The organism is Streptomyces sp. NRRL S-920, assembly GCF_000717945.1.
GTDB classification, from domain to species: Bacteria; Actinomycetota; Actinomycetes; order Streptomycetales; family Streptomycetaceae; genus Streptomyces; species Streptomyces alboniger.
Genome location: NZ_JODF01000031.1, coordinates 27,671 through 47,552, shown reverse-complemented (window position 1 = coordinate 47,552; position 19,882 = coordinate 27,671). Strand labels below are relative to the sequence as shown.

16 protein-coding genes are annotated in these 19,882 nt (G+C 70.8%); 3 read left to right on the top strand and 13 right to left on the bottom strand.

The features are described 5' to 3' along the window. The first annotated feature begins 11 nt into the window (after positions 1-11). Positions 12-2,144, top strand: coding sequence for an ATP-binding protein (locus tag IG54_RS0122325; protein ID WP_078594373.1), 2,133 nt, complete (start codon positions 12-14; stop codon positions 2,142-2,144). Here the strand turns inward: IG54_RS0122325 and rpsD are convergent. The 5 genes from rpsD to IG54_RS0122300 all read right to left on the bottom strand — a co-directional run bounded on the left by rpsD (position 2,132) and on the right by IG54_RS0122300 (position 7,422). After that, a complete protein-coding gene (gene rpsD / locus IG54_RS0122320) occupies positions 2,132-2,746 on the bottom strand; it encodes a 30S ribosomal protein S4 (protein ID WP_030787196.1) in 615 nt (204 codons plus the stop codon). The genes IG54_RS0122325 and rpsD overlap by 13 nt on opposite strands. 484 nt (positions 2,747-3,230) lie before the next feature. Continuing rightward, entirely contained in the window at positions 3,231-4,592 is a 1,362-nt protein-coding gene (locus tag IG54_RS0122315) for a replication-associated recombination protein A (RefSeq protein ID WP_030787193.1), read from the bottom strand. Between the two features lie 40 nt (positions 4,593-4,632). After that, positions 4,633-5,274 (bottom strand): vitamin K epoxide reductase family protein, encoded by a 642-nt coding sequence (locus IG54_RS0122310; protein ID WP_030787189.1) that lies wholly within the window; start codon positions 5,272-5,274, stop codon positions 4,633-4,635. Between the two features lie 146 nt (positions 5,275-5,420). Then, complete coding sequence (gene hisS, locus IG54_RS0122305) at positions 5,421-6,686, bottom strand: histidine--tRNA ligase (RefSeq protein ID WP_030787186.1); 1,266 nt, start codon at positions 6,684-6,686, stop codon at positions 5,421-5,423. A gap of 13 nt (positions 6,687-6,699) precedes the next feature. Next, entirely contained in the window at positions 6,700-7,422 is a 723-nt protein-coding gene (locus tag IG54_RS0122300) for an MBL fold metallo-hydrolase (RefSeq protein WP_030787183.1), read from the bottom strand. A 200-nt stretch (positions 7,423-7,622) separates the two neighbouring features. Between IG54_RS0122300 and IG54_RS0122295 the strand changes: the two genes are divergently transcribed. Continuing rightward, complete coding sequence (locus IG54_RS0122295) at positions 7,623-8,444, top strand: peptidylprolyl isomerase (protein WP_030787180.1); 822 nt, start codon at positions 7,623-7,625, stop codon at positions 8,442-8,444. Between the two features lie 133 nt (positions 8,445-8,577). Then, entirely contained in the window at positions 8,578-9,810 is a 1,233-nt protein-coding gene (locus IG54_RS0122290; RefSeq protein ID WP_030787177.1) for a DUF349 domain-containing protein, read from the top strand. A 69-nt stretch (positions 9,811-9,879) separates the two neighbouring features. Here IG54_RS0122290 and IG54_RS0122285 read toward each other — a convergent pair whose 3' ends face one another. From IG54_RS0122285 to ruvC, 8 genes are all read right to left on the bottom strand, one after another. After that, a complete protein-coding gene (locus IG54_RS0122285; RefSeq protein ID WP_030787174.1) occupies positions 9,880-12,420 on the bottom strand; it encodes a RelA/SpoT family protein in 2,541 nt (846 codons plus the stop codon). A gap of 719 nt (positions 12,421-13,139) precedes the next feature. Then, positions 13,140-13,688 carry an adenine phosphoribosyltransferase gene (locus tag IG54_RS0122280; protein WP_030787171.1) on the bottom strand — a complete coding sequence of 183 codons (549 nt, stop codon included), beginning with the start codon at positions 13,686-13,688 and terminating at the stop codon, positions 13,140-13,142. Beyond that, positions 13,685-14,809, bottom strand: coding sequence for a protein translocase subunit SecF (secF, locus tag IG54_RS0122275; RefSeq protein ID WP_030787168.1), 1,125 nt, complete (start codon positions 14,807-14,809; stop codon positions 13,685-13,687). The genes IG54_RS0122280 and secF overlap by 4 nt, the downstream gene beginning before the upstream one ends. Before the next feature lies 1 nt (position 14,810). Further along, a complete protein-coding gene (secD, locus tag IG54_RS0122270; protein ID WP_030787164.1) occupies positions 14,811-16,607 on the bottom strand; it encodes a protein translocase subunit SecD in 1,797 nt (598 codons plus the stop codon). 165 nt (positions 16,608-16,772) lie between these two features. Continuing rightward, positions 16,773-17,237: a preprotein translocase subunit YajC gene (yajC, locus tag IG54_RS0122265; protein WP_030787160.1), complete on the bottom strand. Its 465-nt coding sequence runs from the start codon at positions 17,235-17,237 to the stop codon at positions 16,773-16,775. 197 nt (positions 17,238-17,434) lie between these two features. Further along, positions 17,435-18,532: a Holliday junction branch migration DNA helicase RuvB gene (ruvB, locus tag IG54_RS0122260; RefSeq protein WP_030787158.1), complete on the bottom strand. Its 1,098-nt coding sequence runs from the start codon at positions 18,530-18,532 to the stop codon at positions 17,435-17,437. Between the two features lie 50 nt (positions 18,533-18,582). Next, positions 18,583-19,194 carry a Holliday junction branch migration protein RuvA gene (gene ruvA, locus IG54_RS0122255; RefSeq protein WP_030787154.1) on the bottom strand — a complete coding sequence of 204 codons (612 nt, stop codon included), beginning with the start codon at positions 19,192-19,194 and terminating at the stop codon, positions 18,583-18,585. Further along, positions 19,191-19,793: a crossover junction endodeoxyribonuclease RuvC gene (gene ruvC, locus IG54_RS0122250; protein WP_030787151.1), complete on the bottom strand. Its 603-nt coding sequence runs from the start codon at positions 19,791-19,793 to the stop codon at positions 19,191-19,193. Before ruvC ends, ruvA begins: the two co-directional genes overlap by 4 nt. Positions 19,794-19,882: the final 89 nt, after the last annotated feature.

Sequence of the window (19,882 nt, the reverse complement as noted above, 5' to 3'; positions counted from 1 at the left end):
CTCCGTACTCCATGCGACCCTCTCAGCCCGGCAACCTCCCCCTGGAACTGAACGCCTTCATCGGGCGCACCGCCGAACTGGCCGAGCTGGCCGCGGCGTTGGAGACCGGACGGCTGGTCACCGTGACCGGGATCGGCGGGGTCGGCAAGACGCGCCTCGCGCTGCGGGCCGCGGCGCTGAGCCGCCCGCGGGACGGGGCCTGGCTTGCGGATCTCACGCCGCTGCGGGACGCGGACCTGGTCGAGTACGCCGTCGCCGAGGCCCTGGGGCTGACCGACCACACGACCAGGCCGCCGCGCCAGGTGCTGCGCGAGCATCTCGCCGAGCGGGAACTGCTCCTTGTCGTCGACGGGTTCGAGCACCTGGTGGACGCGTGCGCCCCGCTCCTGCGCGACCTGCTCGTGCACTCCCCCGGGCTGCGGGTGCTCGCGGTGGGCCGCAGGCCGCTGGAGAGCGGCGGCGAGCGGCTGCTGCCGCTGGCGCCGCTGCCCGAGGCGGACGCGGCCGACCTCCTCACCGACCGGGCGGCGGCCGCCCTGCCCCGCTTCGCCCTCGACGACGGCAGCCGCGAGGACATCCTGGAGCTGTGCCGGCGCCTCGACGGCATCCCCCTCGCCGTCGAGCTGGCGGCGGGCCGGCTGCGGACACTCTCGCCCGCGCAGCTGCTCTCGCGGCTCGATGACCGGTTCCGGCTGCTGACCGGCGCCCGCCGCGATGTGCCGCCCCGGCATCAGACCCTGCGGACGGCCATCGGCTGGAGCCACGAGCTGTGCACGCCCAGGGAGCGGCTGCTCTGGTCGCGGCTCTCGGTGTTCGCCGGGCAGTTCGAGCTGGAGGCGGTCGAATACGTCTGCGCCGGGGCGGGGCTGCGCGCTGACGACGTTCTCGACGTGCTGGGCGAGCTGCTCGCGCAGTCCGTGGTGAGCCGCGAGGAAGGGCCCGCGGGCGTGCGGTACCGCATGCTGGAGACGGTCAGGGCGTACGGCGCCGACTGGCTGGAGGCCGCGGGCGACGGCACGCGGCTGCGGCGCAGGCACCGCGACTGGTACATGGGGCTCGCCACCTGGTGCGAGCTGGACTGGTTCTCGCCGCGCCAGGCGGAGGTGGCGACCCTCGTCGAGGCCGAACTGCCCAATCTGCGGGCCGCGTTGGAGTTCTGTCTGACCGAGCCGGGTGAGGCGCGTCTGGGGCAGTACCTCGCGGGCTCACTGTGGTTCTACTGGGTCGGCTGCGGGCGCCTCGCGGAGGGCAGGCACTGGCTCGACCGGGCACTAGGGCTGGACGGCGGCCATGAGGACGCGCGGCTCAAGGCGCTGTGGGTGCTCGGTTACGTGGCGGTGCTCCAAGGGGACAAGGTCGCCGCCCTGACCGCGCTGCACGAGTGCCGCGACGGGGCCGAGGAGGCGGGCAGCGCGCTCGCCGCGGCCTACGCCGAGCACCGCATCGGCTGCCTCGCCCTGGTCACGGACGACATCCCGCGCGCGGAGAAGCTGCTGCGCTCGGCGCTCGCGCGGTATCAGGAGATCGGCGAGCTGAACAGCAATGTCCTGATGGGCCAGGTCGAGCTGGCGATGGCCCTCGCGTTCGGCGGCGACCTCGCGCACGCCGTGGAGCTGTGCGAGGACGTGCGCCGGATCTGCGAGGACCGCGGCGAGCGCTGGACCCTCGCGTACGCCCTGTACGTCCTCGGCTACGCGGCCTGGACCGACGGCGAGCGGGAACGGGCGCGCGAACTGCTCAGCGAGTCCCTCGCGCTGGACCACCGCTTCCACGATCTGCTGGGCACGGTCCTGTCCCTCGAACTGCTCGCTCTGTTCACGGCGGCGGAGGGCGATCCGGCGGAGGCCGCGGTGCTCCAGGGGGCCGCGGCCCGCATCTGGCCGTCGGTGGGGCTGCCGCTGTTCGGCTCGGACAACTTCGGCGGGCCGCACGCCGTGTGCGAGGAGCGGGCCCGCGAGGCGCTGGGCGACGAGCGGTACGAGGAGTGCGTGCGGGCGGGGGCGGGGCTCGGTCTGGACGCGGCGGTGTCCCGGGCGCTGCGCACCGGCCCCGTGAACGACCGAACCCGCCGCCCGCCCCGCCGGGAAGGGCGGGGAGGCGACGGGCTGAAGCAGGGTGAGCTACGTCCGGGTCAGCGGGCGTAGTACTCGACGACGAGCTGCTCGTCGCAGATCACGGGGATCTCCTTGCGGTTCGGGTCGCGGTCCAGGCGGAAGGCCAGGGCCTTCAGGTTCACCTGGAGGTAGCGCGGGGTCTCGCCGTCGGGGGCGAAGCCACCCTCACGCGCGACCTGGAACAGCGGCTTCTCGCGGCTGCGCTCGCGGACCATGACGACGTCGTCCGGCTTGACGCGGAAGGACGGCTTGTCGACCTTCCCGCCGTTGACCTCGATGTGGCCGTGCACGACCATCTGGCGGGCCTGGTAGATCGTGCGGGCGATGCCCGAACGCAGAACCAGGGCGTCGAGACGACGCTCCAGCTCGATGACCAGGGCCTCACCGGTCTTGCCCTGCGTCTTGGCGGCACGCTCGTAGGCGCGGACGAGCTGGCGCTCGGACACGTCGTACTGCGCGCGCAGACGCTGCTTCTCGAGCAGACGGACCTTGTAGTCCGAGTTCTGCTTGCGCCCACGGCCGTGCTCGCCCGGCGGGTAGGGGCGGGCCTCGAAGTACTTGACGGCCTTCGGGGTCAGCGCGATGCCAAGAGCACGCGACTTCTTGACCTTGGGGCGGGACTGGTTCGGCATGAACCAACCTCTCTGTTCTTAAGTGAATTCGGCTTCACCAGTGGTTAGGGGAGGTCGCATCCGCAGCCTGGGAAACCTCATGGGCCGTGGACTCGTAAGTCGTGGCCCGCGAGGCAGCCGCTCCCGGGTCTGGGCACTATGTGCAGCACGCGAGTGGCCCACCGGCCGATTCCCGGGGCTCCGGGGTGGTGGTGGGCTGCCCGCGACACCTTCGACGGTGCGCGACGCTCCTGGATCCCCTCTGCCTTGCGGCGCGGGGGTTCCGGCTGGATGTCCCGTTCTGGTGGTGCCGGTACGAGACCGGGCACGGGACGCAGCACTTCGTCGGTTGACAACTCCCCCAAGCTCTCGGCTTCGCTCGAGCAGGGGGCGCCCCCATCGCGTTGCCGCCCTCCTCCGCCTTGCATCTCGACGCACCAGGCCCCGCTCACCCGCGCAGAAAGGTGACCGCCACCCAAGTACGGCCTGATCCGCCGGACAGGCCCTAGCTCTCGGGCTGCTCTCCCTTGAGCCGGGCGCGGACCCGCTCGACCACGTCCGCGTACCGCGCCTCCGCCCCGTACCTCGTGGGCTGGTAGTAGCGCTTTCCCTCGATGGTGTCCGGGGCGTACTGCTGGGCCGCGATGCCGCCGGGGACGTCGTGCGGGTACACGTACCCCTGGGCGTGGCCGAGCTTGGCCGCTCCCTTGTAGTGACCGTCGCGCAGGTGGGGCGGGACGGGTCCGGCGAGGCCGCCGCGGATGTCCGCCTGGGCCTGCTGGATCGCGATCGTCGCCGCGTTCGACTTCGGGGCCAGGGCGAGGGCGATCGTGGCGTGGCTGAGGGTGAGCGCGGCCTCCGGGAAGCCGATCATGGCGACGGCCTGCGCGGCGGCGACCGCCGTGGGCAGGGCGGTCGGGTCGGCGAGGCCGATGTCCTCGCTGGCGGAGATCATCAGGCGGCGCGCGATGAAGCGGGGGTCCTCGCCCGCCTCGATCATGCGGGCCAGGTAGTGCAGGGCCGCGTCCACGTCCGAACCGCGGATGGACTTGATGAGGGCGCTCGCCACGTCGTAGTGCTGGTCGCCGTCGCGGTCGTACTTCACCGCGGCCCGGTCGACCGACTCCTCCAGCGTCTGGAGGGTGATCTCCTTCTCGCCCTTGGCGAGGGCCGAGCCCGCGCCCGCCTCCAGGGCGGTGAGCGCACGCCGGGCGTCACCGCCGGCGATCCGCAGCAGGTGCTCCTCGGCCTCCGCGGGCAGCTCGACGGCGCCGCCGAGGCCCCGCTCGTCGCTGACGGCCCGGCGCAGCAGGCCGCGCAGGTCGTCGTCCGTCAGCGGTTCGAGGGTGAGCAGCAGGGAGCGGGAGAGGAGCGGGGAGATGATCGAGAAGTAGGGGTTCTCGGTGGTCGCCGCGATCAGTGTCACCCAGCGGTTCTCGACGGCGGGCAGGAGGGAGTCCTGCTGGGCCTTGCTGAAGCGGTGGATCTCGTCGAGGAAGAGGACGGTCTCCTTGCCGTGGCCGCCCATGGCCCGGCGGGCTCCGTCGATGACCGCGCGCACTTCCTTCACGCCCGCGGTGATCGCGGACAGCTCGACGAAGCGCTTGTTCGTGGCCTTGGAGACGACGTACGCGAGGGTGGTCTTGCCGATGCCGGGCGGGCCCCACAGGAATACCGAGGACGGTCCGGCGGGTCCCCCGCCGCCCTCGCCGACGAGGCGGCGCAGGGGGGAGCCCGGCTTCAGCAGATGCTGCTGGCCGACGACTTCGTCGAGGGTGCGCGGGCGCATCCGGACGGCCAGGGGACTGCTGGACGGGTCCTTCTCCTGGCGGTCTTCGGCTGCGGCGGTGAACAGGTCGGGCTCCACGTCAAGAACCCTATGTCACCCCACTGACAATCCGTCCGGCTCAGGCCCAGAGGTCCGCGCCCCAGCGCGTGAGGATCAGCATCGCGACGACGCCGAGGTGCATCACCGGCAGGGCCCAGGTGAAGTCGTCCAGGAAGCCCTTGGCCCAGCGGGGCGCGGGCAGGAAGCCGTTGCGGATGTTGAAGGAGGTGACGTACCAGAACATGATGATCGTGGCGGCCCAGGCCAGGCAGCACCACAGGCAGAGCGCGTTGATGTGGTACAGCGACTGGATCATCAGCCAGGTGCAGAATCCGACGCCGAACAGCATGCCCGCGTTGAACGTCAGCCAGTACCAGCGCGGGAAGCGGGCCCGGCCGAGCAGGCTCATGCCGACGCAGATCACGACGGCGTAGGCGGCGAGACCGAGCATCGGGTTGGGGAAGCCGAAGACCTCCGCCTGCTCGCTCTTCATGATGCTGCCGCAGGACACGATGGGGTTGATGCTGCACCCCGGCGTGTAGTCCGGGTCCTTCAGGAGCTTGAGCTTGTCGAGCGTGATCACCCAGGAGGCGAGCAGACCGGCCGCGCCCGTGATCACCAGGAGGAGGGCGAGCGCGCGACTTCCGCCGACGGCACCGGGAGCTTCCGTCCGCTCCTCGTGGTCCAGGGCGTCGTCCTTCGCTGACATCGTTTTGGTCATCACGCCGTTCCGTCGCTTGAGGTGGCCTGCGGGCACGGACATTGTGCCGTACGTGTCTGTGTGTCCACCGTTCGATGGACATAAGGAGGCACGCACGAGGGACGGAAACGGGCCGGGCTCATCGCCCGGCCCGTCGGTGCCCGGGACTACTTCACGAGCTTGCCCTTCAGGACCGTCACGATCTCGTCCACCGCGACCGCCTCCTGCTCGCCGGACTCCATGTCCTTGAGCTGCACGACGCCCTCGGCGAGATCCCGCTCACCGGCGACGACGGTGAACCGCGCGCCGCTGCGGTTGGCGTTCTTCATCGCTCCCTTGAGCCCCTTCCCGCCGTACGAGAAGTCCGCCGCGATCCCCGCCCTGCGCAGTTCCGTCACCTTGGCGAAGAGCACGCGGCGCGCCTCGTCGCCGAGCGGGACCGCGAAGACGCTGGTGAGCGAAGGCAGTTCCAGCTCTACGCCCTCCGCCTCCAGGGCGAGCACCGTGCGGTCCACGCCGAGCGCCCAGCCGACCGAGGGCAGCGAGGGACCGCCGATCATCTCGGACAGGCCGTCGTAGCGACCGCCGCCGCCGACCGCGGACTGCGAGCCGAGGCCGTCGTGGACGAACTCGAAGGTCGTGCGGGTGTAGTAGTCCAGACCGCGGACCAGCTTCTCGTCGTCCTCGAAGGCGACGCCCGCGGCCGTGATCAGCTCGCGGACCTGCTCGTGGTACGCCTTGCACGCGTCGCACAGGTACTCGCGCAGCGAGGGCGCGCCCGCGAGCTGCTGCTGGACGTCGGCGCGTTTGTCGTCGAGGACCCGCAGCGGGTTGATGTCGATACGTCGACGAGTCTCCTCGTCCAGGTCGAGGCCGCGCAGGAAGTCCTGGAGCGCGGCCCGGTAGACGGGACGGCACTCCTTGTCACCCAGCGAGTTCAGCAGGATGCGGAAGTTCCGCAGGCCAAGGGCGCGGTATGCCTGGTCGGCCAGGATGATCAGCTCGGCGTCGAGCGCCGGGTCCTCGGCACCGATCGCCTCGGCACCCACCTGGGAGAAGTGCCTGTAGCGGCCCTTCTGGGGGCGCTCGTAGCGGTAGTACGAGCCGGAGTACCAGAGCTTGACCGGGAGGTTGCCCGCCTTGTGCAGGCTGCCCTCCAGCGCGGCGCGCAGTACGGAGGCGGTGCCTTCGGGGCGCAGCGCGAGCTTGTCGCCGCCCTTGGTCTCGAAGGCGTACATCTCCTTGGTGACGATGTCGGTGGACTCACCGACACCGCGCGCGAACAGCTCGACGTTCTCAAAACCGGGCGTCTCGACATAGCCGTAGCCGGAGTTGCGCAGCGGCGCGGCGATCGCCTCGCGGACCGCGAGGTACTTCGCGGAGTCGGGCGGAAGCAGGTCGTAGGTGCCCTTGGGGGCCTTGAAGGTGCTCACGGGAGTTCTCTCGTCACATTCCTCGTCGCGGGGCGGACATGGGGTCCGCCCTGTGGCCTTGACGGGCCGCGGCCACCTGCCGCAGATACGGGTTGGTGGCGCGCTCCTGGCCGATGGATGTCTGGGGGCCGTGGCCGGACAGCACCACGGTCGAGTCGTCGAGCGGCAGGCACACGCGGGCCAGCGACTGGAGGATCTCGGTGTGGCTGCCGCCGGGCAGGTCGGTGCGTCCGATGGAGCCGGCGAAGAGCAGATCGCCCGAGAAGAAGACCGAGGGGATCTCGGCCGTCTCGGGCATCTGGAAGGTCACCGACCCCTTCGTATGGCCCGGCGCGTGCGCGACGGAGAAGTCGAGGCCGGCCAGCTTCAGCTCGGCGCCGTCGGTCAGCTCCCGCATGTCGTCGGGCTCCCCCACCGTCAGCTCGCCCATGAGCGGCATCCCGATGGAGCGGCCGAGGGCCTTCTCCGGGTCGCTCATCATGTACCGGTCGGAGGGGTGGATCCACGCGGGTACGTCGTGCGCTCCGCAGACCGGGACGACCGAGGCGACGTGGTCGATGTGGCCGTGGGTGAGGATGACCGCGACGGGCTTGAGCCGATGCTTCTTGAGGGCGTCCTCGACTCCCTGGGCGGCCTGGTGGCCCGGGTCGATGATCACGCACTCCTCGCCTGCGGCGGGGGCGACCAGATAGCAGTTGGTCCCCCAGGCCCCGGCGGGGAACCCGGCAATGAGCACGATCGTCCTTCGTTCGTCGTCCGGCGGGAGGGGCCGCGGCCCCCGGCGGGAGATCGCGGCAGATCAGAGCCTACCGGCGCTGCCGATCCCACAGGTAACCCATATACGGTACGGGGCACCTCCAGGCGGTCCCGGAAAAGGTCCGGGGCAGATCCAGGGAAACAGGGAAACAGGGAAACAGGAAAAGGGGAGAAGACCCGGTGGTCAGCAACGATCAGCGGCGGCGGCAGCTCGCCCGGGAGAAGTTCGAGCGTCAGCAGCAGCGGCGGGAGGCGGCGCGGCGCAAGGCCCGGCTGCGCAACGGCGTGATCGCGGGGACGCTCGCGGTGGTGGTGGCGGGCGGCGCGGTGTCGTACGCGGAGGGCGCCTTCGACGGCGACGGTACGAAGGACGACGCGGCCGCGCGGCCCACCAGCACGCCGAAGGACCCCTGCGAGAAGGCGGCGCCCGGCAAGGTGAAGCCGCTGAGCTTCAAGAAGGAGCCGGCGCTCACCATCGACAAGTCGGCCGATTACGCGATGAACCTGAGGACGTCGTGCGGCGACATCGGCCTCGACCTGGACGCGGCGAAGGCCCCGCGCACCGTCAACTCGTTCAACTTCCTGGTGAACAAGGGCTACCTGGACCACACCGCGTGCCACCGCCTCACCACCGGCGGCATCTACGTCCTCCAGTGCGGCGACCCGAAGGGCACCGGCAAGGGCGGGCCCGGCTACTCGATCCCGGACGAGAACCTGAAGGACAAGCGCCTGAAGGGGAACGTGTATCCGGCGGGAACGGTCGCCATGGCGAACCAGTACAACGCCCGGGAGAAGAAGGGCCGTGACACCGGCGGCAGCCAGTTCTTCCTCGTCTACCAGGACAGTCAGCTCCCGCCCGACTACACACCGTTCGGGACCATTTCCGATTCCGGGATGAAGGTGCTCAAGAAGATCGCGGCCGCCGGGGAGAGCACCGGGCAGGGCGACGGCCCCCCGAACGCGACCGTCGTCATCGACAAGGCCACCGTGACCAAAACCTGAGCCCGCCAGGCAAACTTCGGTCGTGCGGGATGCGGACAGCCGCCCCGCCGGTCGCCTATGTTGGCGGTGACGAAACTGTGGACGATGCCGGGGGCCCGACGGCCCTGCGCAGGCATCATGTGGAGGAGGCGCTGTGAGCAGCGACCCGTGGGGCCGCGTCGACGAGACGGGGACCGTGTACGTGCGTACGGCCGACGGCGGCGAGCGAGTGGTCGGTTCGTGGCAGGCAGGATCTCCTGACGAGGCCCTCGCCTACTTCGAGCGCAAGTACGACGGTCTGGTCGTCGAGATCGGACTTCTCGAGCGCCGGGTGAAGACGACCGATCTGTCGGCCAAGGACGCGATGACAGCCATCGATCACCTGCGCCAGCAGGTCGACGAGGCGCACGCGGTCGGCGATCTGGACGCCCTGAGCAAGCGGCTCGACAAGCTGGTGGAGACCGTCGAGGCCCGCCGCGAGGAGCGCAAGGCCCAGAAGGCCAAGCAGTCCGACGAGGCGCGGCACGCCAAGGAGGCCCTGGTCGTCGAGGCCGAGGAGCTGGCCCAGAGCGAGCAGTGGCGCGTGGCCGGTGAGCGGCTGCGGGCCCTGGTGGACACCTGGAAGGGTCTGCCGCGCCTGGACCGCAAGTCGGACGACGAGCTGTGGCACCGCTTCTCGCACGCCCGCTCGGCGTTCTCCAAGCGCCGCAAGGCGCACTTCGCCTCGCTGGACGCGCAGCGCGAGGAGGCCCGAAAGGCCAAGGAGAAGCTGGTCGCCGAGGCCGAGGCGCTGTCGAACTCGACGGACTGGGGCCCGACGTCCGCGCGGTACCGCGAGCTGATGGCCGACTGGCGGGCCGCGGGCCGCGCCCAGCGCGAGCACGAGGACGACCTGTGGAACCGCTTCCGCGGCGCGCAGGACGTCTTCTTCGCGGCGCGCAGCTCGGTCTTCGCGGAGCGCGACGCCGAGCAGGGCGAGAACCTCAAGCTCAAGGAGGAGCTGGCCGACGAGGCCGAGAAGCTCCTCCCGGTGACGGACCTGAAGGCGGCCCGTGCCGCGTTCCGCTCCATCAACGAACGCTGGGAGGCCATCGGCCACGTCCCGCGTGACGCGCGCCCCAAGGTCGAGGGCCGCATGCAGGCCGTGGAGCGGGCGCTCCAGGAGTCCGAGGAAGCCGAGTGGCGCCGCACCAACCCGGAGGCACGGGCCCGCGCCGAGGGCCTGACGGGGCAGCTCCAGGCGGCGGTGGACAAGCTGACGGAGCAGATCGAGAAGGCTCGCGCCGCGGGCAACAACGCCAAGGCCGACAAGCTCCAGAAGGAACTCGACGGCCGCCAGGCGCTGCTGGACCAGGCGCTGAAGGGGCTGCACGAGTTCGGCGGCTGACAGCCCGCACGACACATGGGTCCGCCCCCGGCGCAGAGGCGCCGGGGGCGGACCCATGTGTGACAGGAGTCAGGGCCTGCGCGCCGAGGTGACCCGGTACACGTCGTACACGCCCTCGACTCCCCTGACCGCCTTGAGTACGTGCCCCAGATGCTTGGGGTCGCCCATCTCGAAGGTGAAGCGGGAGGTGGCGACGCGGTCACGGGAGGTCTGGACCGCCGCCGACAGGATGTTCACGTGCTGGTCCGACAGGATGCGCGTGACGTCCGACAGGAGCCGGGAGCGGTCCAGCGCCTCCACCTGGATGGCGACCAGGAAGACGGAGGACTGGGTGGGCGCCCACTCGACCTCCAGGATCCGCTCGGGCTCGCGCGAGAGCGAGTCGACGTTCACGCAGTCGCTGCGGTGCACCGATACGCCGCTGCCGCGCGTGACGAAGCCGATGATGGGGTCGCCGGGGACCGGCGTACAGCAGCGGGCCAGCTTGACCCACACGTCCTCGACGCCCTTGACCACGACGCCCGGGTCGGTGTTGGAGCGGCGCTTGCTGCGCCCGCGCGAGGGCGGCGCGCTCTCGGCGATGTCCTCGTTGGCCGCCTCCTCGCCGCCGAGGGCCTGGACGAGCTTCTGCACGACCGACTGCGCGGTGACGTGGCCTTCGCCGATCGCCGCGTAGAGGGACGAGATGTCGGGGTAGCGCATCTCGTGGGCGAGCGTGACCAGGGAGTCGCCGGTGAGGATCCGCTGGATCGGCAGGTTCTGCTTGCGCATGGCGCGCGCGATGGCGTCCTTGCCCTGCTCGATGGCCTCGTCGCGGCGCTCCTTGGAGAACCACGCGCGGATCTTGTTGCGTGCCCGCGGCGACTTGACGAAGCCCAGCCAGTCGCGGGACGGGCCCGCGCCCGCGGCCTTGGAGGTGAAGACCTCCACCAGGTCGCCGTTGTCCAGGGTCGATTCGAGCGGTACGAGCCGGCCGTTGACCCGGGCTCCTATGGTGCGGTGGCCGACCTCGGTGTGCACCGCGTAGGAGAAGTCGACGGGGGTGGCGCCCGCCGGGAGCGCTATGACGTCGCCCTTCGGCGTGAACACGAAGACTTCGTTGCGCGACAGGTCGAAGCGCAGCGATTCCAGGAACTCGCTGGGGTCCTCGGTCTCCTTCTGCCAGTCCAGGAGCTGGCGCAGCCACGCCATGTCGTTGAGGTGGTCGTCCTTGCCACCGGCCTTCCTCGGCACGTCGGTGCGCACCTTGGAGGCGCCGGCGACGGCCTCCTGCTTGTACTTCCAGTGCGCGGCGATGCCGTACTCGGCGCGGCGGTGCATGTCGAACGTACGGATTTGCAGCTCGACGGGCTTGCCGTTGGGGCCGATGACCGTCGTGTGCAGCGACTGGTACATGTTGAACTTGGGCATCGCGATGTAGTCCTTGAACCGGCCGGGGACCGGGTTCCATCGCGCGTGGACGGTGCCGAGCGCGGCGTAGCAGTCGCGCACGGTGTCGACCAAGACCCGAATGCCCACCAGGTCGTAGATCTCCGCGAAGTCACGGCCGCGGACGATCATCTTCTGGTAGACGCTGTAGTAGTGCTTCGGGCGTCCGGTGACGGTCGCCTTGATGCGGGCGGCGCGCAGGTCGGCCTGGACCTCGTCGGTCACTATGGCGAGGTACTCGTCGCGCTTGGGGGCGCGCTCGGCGACCAGCCGCACGATCTCGTCGTACATCTTGGGGTAGAGGATCGCGAAGGCGAGGTCCTCCAGCTCCCACTTGATGGTGTTCATGCCCAGGCGGTGGGCGAGCGGCGCGTAGATCTCCAGGGTCTCGCGCGCCTTCTTCTCCTGCTTCTCGCGCTTGAGATAGCGCATGGTGCGCATGTTGTGCAGGCGGTCGGCGAGCTTGATGACCAGGACGCGGGGGTCCTTGGCCATCGCGACGACCATCTTGCGCACGGTCTCGGCCTGCGCGGCCTCGCCGAACTTGACCTTGTCGAGCTTGGTGACACCGTCGACGAGGAGGGCGACCTGGTCGCCGAAGTCGCGCTTGAGGGTGTCCAGGCCGTACTCGGTGTCCTCGACCGTGTCGTGCAGGAGACCGGCCATCAGGGTGGCCGGATCCATGCCCAGCTCGGCGAGGATGGTCGTCACGGCGAGCGGGTGCGTGATGTACGGGTCGCCGCTCTTGCGCTTCTGGCCGCGGTGCCAGCGCTCGGCTACCTGGTAGGCCCGCTCGATCTGGCGGAGCGTGGACGTCTCGATCTTCGGGTCGTTGCTGCGCACTATCCGCAGCAGGGGCTCCAGGACCGGGTTGTACGGGTTCGAGCGCTGCACGCCGAGCCGGGCGAGGCGGGCCCGCACGCGGTTGGAGGAGCCGGAACGGCCCGGCTGACCCGTGGCGGGGCGGATCGCGGGAGCCGTCGGGTGGTGGTCCGCGGGCGGCACGGGGCGGGGCTGCTCGGCCGGTTTGTCACCCCGGGAGACCTCTCCCTGGGCACGCTGCGCGGACGTGCCGCCCTGCGCGGCCGCCGCCTTCTTCGCGGGCGCGGCGGAGCCCGCCGAGGCCTGCTGAGCCTGCTGGGCGGCCTTGGCGGCGGTGAGTGGCTGGGACTCGTCTGGCAAGAGCGCTCCCTGTGCGCGATCGGGGTCCCCCGGACAGGCCCCGAAGTACCCATGGTATCGATCCTGGGGCCTGGGCTCGCCTGCGCCCGGTGGGACGCCTCTGTACTGGAGAAACGCGCGGGGCGGTGTGGCGATTCCCGGCGACGGCGGCTTCCGTGCCGGGTGGTGGGAGGGGAGGCCCGTTGGAGGGGGGCCGGTCGGAGGGGGCCGGTCGGAAGCTCGGCCCGGCCAAGGCGCGGCCCGGCCGAGGGGCGACCGGGCCAAGGCGCGACCCGGCCGAGGGGCGACCGGGCCGAGGCGCGACCCGGCCGAAGACGGCGGCGGGCCTGGAGAAACGCACGGGACAGTGCGGCGGTTCCCGGCCGCGGCGCCGTCCCTGCCGGACCGATCGGAGGGAAACCGGCCGGAGGGGACCCGGCCAAGGGGCGACCGGGCAAAGCGCGGCCCGGCCGAAGACGGCCGCAGGCGAAGACGGCCGCGGGCCTAAAGAAACGCGCGGGACAGTGCGGCGGTTCCGGGCTGCGTCGCCGTCCGTCCGGACCGGTCGGAGGGAAACCGGCCGGAGGGGACCCGGCCGAGGGGCGACCCAAGCCGAGGCGCAACCCGGCCGAGGCACGACCCGGCAAGGCACGCCCCGGCCGAGGCGCGAGCCGGGCGGAGACGGCGGCGGGCGCCCCGGGTGGTGTCGGGGCGCCCGCCGTTCTGTTCTGCGAGCCGTCTTAGACGGTGATCAGCGCCTCTAGCGGCGCACCCTTCAGGGCCTGCTCCAGCTTTCGTCGGCCTCCCAGGAAGCCCAGCTCCATGAGGACCGCGACCCCGGCGACCTCGGCGCCCGAGCGTCGGATCAGGTCCAGCGAGGCCCCCGCGGTGCCGCCGGTGGCGAGGACGTCGTCGATGACCATGACGCGGTCGCCCGCGGCCAGGTCCTCGGCGTGCACCTCGATCTCGGCGCTGCCGTACTCCAGGTCGTAGCTCTGCCGCAGCGTCGCCCCGGGGAGCTTGCCCGCCTTGCGTACGGGAATGAAGCCGAGCCCGGCGCGGATTGCGACCGGGGCGCCGAGGATGAAGCCGCGGGCCTCCAGGCCGACGATCTTCGTGGCGCCGTACCGCGTACTGAGGGCGGCCAGCGTGTCCGTGAGCGCCGCGAACGCGGCCGGGTCGGCCAGCAGCGGGGTGATGTCCTTGAACATCACACCCGGCTTCGGGTAGTCCGGCACGTCACGAATGCGGCTGAGCAGCAGCTCGGAGACGCCCGCCAACTCGGTCATCGGCGCTTCCCCGAAGGCCGGCCCTTGCCGCGGCTGCGGGAGGCGGGCTGGGCCCGCGGACCGACGACGGCCGGTGCGGCCTCGCCCGGGACGTCGTCCCGCGGCGCGTCGTCGTCCTCGTACTCCTGCGCCTCCGTCGATTCGCCCTTGGCCACGGCGGCCGCCCGCTTGGCGAGCACCCGCTTCTTGAGGGCCTTCAGCTGCGGCTCGCGCTCCTTGAAGTCGGCGACGAGCGGCGTGGCGATGAAGATCGAGGAGTACGCGCCGGCCGCGAGGCCGACGAACAGCGACAGCGAGATGTCGTTGAGCATGCCCGCGCCCAGGACACCGCCACCGATGAACAGCAGGCCCGCCACCGGGAGCAGCGCGACGACCGTGGTGTTGATGGAGCGCACCAGGGTGCCGTTGATGCTGCGGTTGGCGACCTCGCTGTAGGTGAAGCGGGTCTGCTTGGTGAGGTCCTTCGACTGCTCCTTCAAGCTGTCGAAGACCACGACCGTGTCGTACAGCGAGTAACCGAGGATGGTCAGCAGACCGATCACCGTGCCCGGCGTGACCTCGAAGCCGACCAGCGCGTACACACCCACGGTGATGGTGATGTCGTGGATGAGCGCGATCAGCGCCGCCAGCGCCATGCGCCATTCGAAGGCGATGGCCAGGTAGATCACCACGAGGACCATGAAGATCGCCAGGCCCTGCCAGGCCTTGTTGGCGATCTGCTCGCCCCAGCTGGGGCCGACCAGGTCGGCGTTGATGTCGGCGGCCTTGACGTCGAGGTCCTTGGCCAGCGCCGCCTTGATCCGGTCGGACTTGTCGATGTCCACGCCCGCGATCTGGATGCGCATCGCGTCGTCGCCCAGCTTCTGGACGATCGCGTCATGGCCGGAGGCCTTCTCCGCGGACTCCTCGGCCTGTGCGACCGAGACACTCGTCTTCGGGGTGTTGAAGACGGCGCCGCCCTCGAACTCGATGCCCATGTTCAGGCCGCGCACCGCCAGGCCGAGGATGGCCGTGATGGTGATCAGTATCGAGACGGCGTACCAGATCTTGCGCTTGCCGACGAAGTCGTAGCCGACCTCGCCGCGGTAGAGCCTGGCGCCGAGATTGCCGAGTTTCGACACCTCAGGCCTCCTTCGGGTCGACAGGGCCAACGGAGGAGCCGGGGGCGCGGCGGGACCGGCGGATCGGAGGCTTGATGCCGAGCCGCTTGGGGTCGAAGCCGGACCACGGGTGACCGCTCGCGAAGAACTTCTTGCGTGCCATGAGCGTCATCAGCGGCTTGGTGAAGAAGAACACCACCACGACGTCGAGCAGCGTGGTCAGGCCGAGCGTGAACGCGAAGCCCTGCACCTTGCCGACCGTGACGACGAAGAGCACGGCGGCGGCGAGGAACGACACGAAGTCGGAGACCAGGATGGTGCGCCGGGCGCGCGGCCAGGCCCGCTCGACGGCGGGGCGCAGCGTGCGTCCCTCGCGGACCTCGTCACGGACACGTTCGAAGAAGACGATGAACGAGTCCGCCGTGATGCCGATCGCGACGATGGCACCGCAGACCGCGGGCAGGTTCAGCGCGAAGTGAATGGTCGGGCCGAGCAGCGTCATGATCGTGTACGTCAGGGCCGCCGAGACCAGGAGGCTCGCGATGGCGATGAGCGACAGGCCGCGGTAGTACACCACGAGGTAGATCACGACGAGCGCGAGGCCGATGGCACCCGCGATCAGGCCCGCTTCCAGCTGCTCGCCACCGAGGGCCGGGCTGACCGTGGTGACGCTCTGCTCGTGGAAGGTGAGCGGCAGCGCGCCGTACGACAGGACGTTCGCGAGGTCCTTGGCGGAGTCCTGGGTGAAGCTGCCGGAGATCTCGGCGTTGGAGGTCAGGGTCGTGTTGACGCTGGGGGCCGAGACGACCTCACCGTCCAGGACGATCGCGAACTGGTTCTGCGGGGGCTGCTGCTGCGAGAGCTTGCCCGTCGTCGCCGCGAACTTCTTCGAGCCGCCCTTGGTGAATTCCATGTTGACGACCCAGGCACCGGTCTGCTGGTTGATCGTCGCCTTGGCCTCGTCGACGTCCTTGCCGTTGACCTCGGCCGGGGCAAGGATGAACTTGTCCCACGTCTTGCCGTCGGGGCTCTTGCCGCAGGCGATGGTGGGGTCGGACGGCTTGATGCCCTTGCCCGCCGCGGCGCGCGCCTTCTTGTCCGTGCAGTCCAGCTTGGTGAACTGCTCCTGGAGCTTGGCGGTGGCCGGGTCCGGGGCGGGCGTCTCGTCCTTCTTCTTGCCGTCGTCCTTCTTGCCGTCGTCCTTCTTGCCGTCCTTGCCGGACGGTGTCGGGTCCGCCTTCAAGGCCTCACTGACGGCGCGGCCCTGGGGCGACGCGGAGGAGTTGGGGGAGTTCGCGGCGTCCTTGTCGGTGGACTTGTCCGTCGCCTTGTCGGTGGCCTTGTCCTTGTCGGCGGACTTGTCCTTCTCCTTGTCCGTCCCGGACGAGGAGGTGTCGGACGGGGTCGGCTCGCCGGGGGCCTGAGTGATCACCGGACGGAAGTAGAGCTGAGCGGTCGTGCCGACCTGATCGCGCGCCTGCTTCTCGTTCGTCCCCTTGGGGATGTTGACGATGATGTTGCGATCGCCCTGGGTCTGGACCTCGGCCTCGGAGACACCCAGGCCGTTGACACGGTTGTTGATGATGTCAACGGCGGTGTTCATGTTGGTCGGGTTGATCGCGTTCTTCTGGCCCGGCTCGTTCCTCGCCTCGAGCGTGATGCTCGTACCACCCGCGAGGTCGATGCCCAGGCGCGGTGTGGTGTGTCCGGAAAGGAACATTCCCCCGGTCAGCGCCACGAGGGCGATCAGGATGAAGGCCAGTGCGCGCCCCGGCTTGCCCGGTGCGCTCTGCCTTCGGCCCTTCTTCGGTGCTGCCACCTTCTCGTTCTCCCTGTCCAACCGCCCGGCATCCGGTCCGGCCCCGAACGGTGCGGGGAGGTTCCGGGCGGGCGGCCATGAAGTGGTGTCGAGATTCGGCGCGAAATGCACGTGATCCGGGGCCCGTGGTGCGCGAGCGGCGCACCCCACGGGCCCCGGCCGTGACTACTTCGCGTCGGACTCGCCGTCGGTCTTCTTCGGCTGCGCGTCGTCGGCCTCGGCGGCCGCGTCCTTCTTGCCGAGGTCGATGCGCGAGTCGTCGGAGGCGGCGGGCTCGTCGGTCTCGGTCAGGGAGGAGGCGTCGTCCGGAACGACGGGGGTGTCCTCGTCCTCGTTCAGGTCGGCCTCGGTGCCGTGCACGATGCGGTTGTACTCGTCGTCCGCGAGGACGGCGCCGATCGCGTTCTTCGCGTAAACCGCGTGGACACCGGGGGCCACCTCAAGGAGGACGGCGTCGTCGTGGACCTCCTTGACGGTGGCGTACATGCCCCCGATCGTGCGGATGCCGGTGCCGGGCTGCATCTCGTTACGCATCTGCGCGGCGGCCTGCTGCTTCTTCTTGGCCGACCGGGTCATCAGGAACATGGCCCCGATGAGCACGATGAACGGGAGGAGGGTCACGATATTCACGGGACGGAGTTTCCTTCGCACGACCGCGCGGGTAAGCGGCCTGATGGATGGGGGTGGGCACGCCGCCCGCAAAGGCGGCGTCGGCGGAGTCTAAGCGAGTCCGCGCCTAACGAACAACGCTCAGCATGGCACCGCAGTTCCTGAGCAGGCGAGTATCCGCGCCGTTCTCCCCCGCTCGCGGCGCTGTCCCGCCGCCCTCACGTCCCGAACAGGTCCTGCTGCCCCTTACCACCCGTACGGCTCGGCGGCACCAGGTCCAGATGCGCCCAGGCCGCGGGCGTCGCGACGCGACCGCGCGGAGTGCGCGCGAGCAGTCCCTCCCGTACGAGGAAGGGCTCGGCGACCTCCTCGACGGTCTCGCGCTCCTCCCCCACGGCGACCGCGAGGGTCGACAGGCCCACCGGCCCGCCGCCGAACAGCTTCAGCAGGGCCTCCAGGACGGCACGGTCGAGGCGGTCGAGGCCGCGTCCGTCGACCTCGTAGACCGCGAGGGCCGCGCCCGCGATGTCGCGATCGATCACACCGTCGGCCTTGACCTGGGCGTAGTCCCGCACGCGGCGCAGCAGGCGGTTGGCGATACGGGGCGTGCCGCGCGAGCGGCCCGCGATCTCGGCGGCGCCGGCCGGGTCGATCTCCACGTCGAGCAGCTGGGCGGAGCGGTGGACGACGCGCTCCAGCTCCGCGGGTTCGTAGAACTCCATGTGCGCGGTGAAGCCGAAGCGGTCGCGCAGCGGCGGCGGCAGCAGGCCCGCGCGCGTGGTGGCGCCGACCAGGGTGAAGGGCGGCAGTTCGAGCGGGATGGCGGTGGCGCCGGGGCCCTTGCCGACGATGACGTCGACGCGGAAGTCCTCCATCGCCATGTACAGCATCTCCTCGGCGGGCCGCGACATGCGGTGGATCTCGTCGAGGAAGAGGACCTCGCCCTCCTGGAGGGAGGAGAGGATCGCCGCGAGGTCGCCCGCGTGCTGGATGGCGGGGCCGCTGGTGATGCGGATGGGGGCGCCCATCTCGGCGGCGATGATCATCGAGAGGGTCGTCTTGCCGAGGCCGGGGGCCCCGGAGAGCAGGACGTGGTCGGCGGTGGTGCCCCGCGCGCGGGCCGCCCGCAGGACGAGGTCGAGCTGTTCGCGGACCTTCTCCTGGCCGATGAACTCGCCCAGGTCCTTGGGGCGCAGGGCGGCCTCGACGGCCTGGTCCTCGCCGTCGGCGCCGGAGTCCACCAGCCGCTCCGCGGCGGGTCCGACGAGCCGCTCGGCCGCGCCGTCGGCGTCGTCGGTCGTGTCGTCCCAGTTCATGCGGTGTGCCTCGCGATGCGGTTCAGGGGGGCGGCGGGTGTGTGCGGGTGCTAGCGGGTGCGGTTCAGGGTCTGGAGCGCCGCCTTGAGGAGCTGGCCCACCTGCGGGTTGCCCTCGGCCGCCTCGGCCTGCGGGGCGACGGCGGCAACGGCCTCGTCGGCCTCGCGCGTGGCGTACCCGAGGCCGATCAGCGCGGCGTGCAACTGGTCGCGCCAGCCGGAGGTGACGGCCGTGCCGATGGCGGGGCCGCCGGTGCCGAGCGGCTCGCCGAGGCGGTCCTTGTACTCCAGGAGCAGCTTCTGGGCGCCCTTCTTGCCGATGCCCGGGACGGCGGTCAGCGCCTTCTCGTCGCCGGTGGAGACAGCGCGGCGCAGGGCGTCGGGGCTGTGCACGGCGAGCATGGCCAGGGCCAGTCGCGGACCGACGCCGCTGGCGGTCTGGAGCAGTTCGAAGGTCTGCCGCTCGTCGTCGTCCGCGAAGCCGTAGAGCGTCAGGGAGTCCTCGCGGACGACCAGGGAGGTGGCGAGCTTGGCCTGCTGGCCGACGCGGAGGGTGGAGAGGGTGTTCGGCGTGCACTGGACGGCCATGCCGATGCCGCCGACCTCGACCACCGCGGCATCGGGGGCGAGGGCGGCGACGGGGCCGCTGACGAAGGCGATCATGCGGTACGGCCTTTCTGCGCTGTGGGGGTTCGTGCGGCGTGCGGGGCCGCTGCCTGCTGGAGGCGGTTCTGGGCGACGGCCTGCTGAAGGCGGTTCTCGGCGACGGCCTGCTGAAGGCGGTTCTGCGCGGGGGCGCGCCAGATGTGGCAGATGGCGAGCGCGAGGGCGTCCGCGGCGTCGGCGGGCCTGGGGGGCGCGTCGAGCCGCAGCAGACGGGTCACCATGGCGCCCACCTGTGCCTTGTCGGCGCGGCCGCTGCCGGTGACGGCGGCCTTGACCTCGCTCGGGGTGTGCAGGGCGACGGGGATGCCGCGGCGCGAGGCGCAGAGCATGGCGACGGCGCTGGCCTGGGCGGTGCCCATGACCGTACGCACGTTGTGCTGGCTGAACACGCGCTCCACGGCGAGGACTTCGGGGCTGTGCTCGTCGAGCCACTGCTCGATGCCCTGCTCGATGGCGACCAGCCGGTGGCCCAACTCGGCGTCGGCCGGGGTCCGTACGACACCGACGCCGCGCATGGTCAGAGGGCGTCCGGCGACTCCATCGACGACCCCCACACCGCACCGGGTCAGCCCCGGGTCGACCCCCAGCACCCGCACGACAGCCCCCACTTCTTCGCTCACCTGTTTGTGCAGGCTATCGGCTCGCACTGACAACGCGACGGGCCGACAGGGGCGTGTCCCCGTCG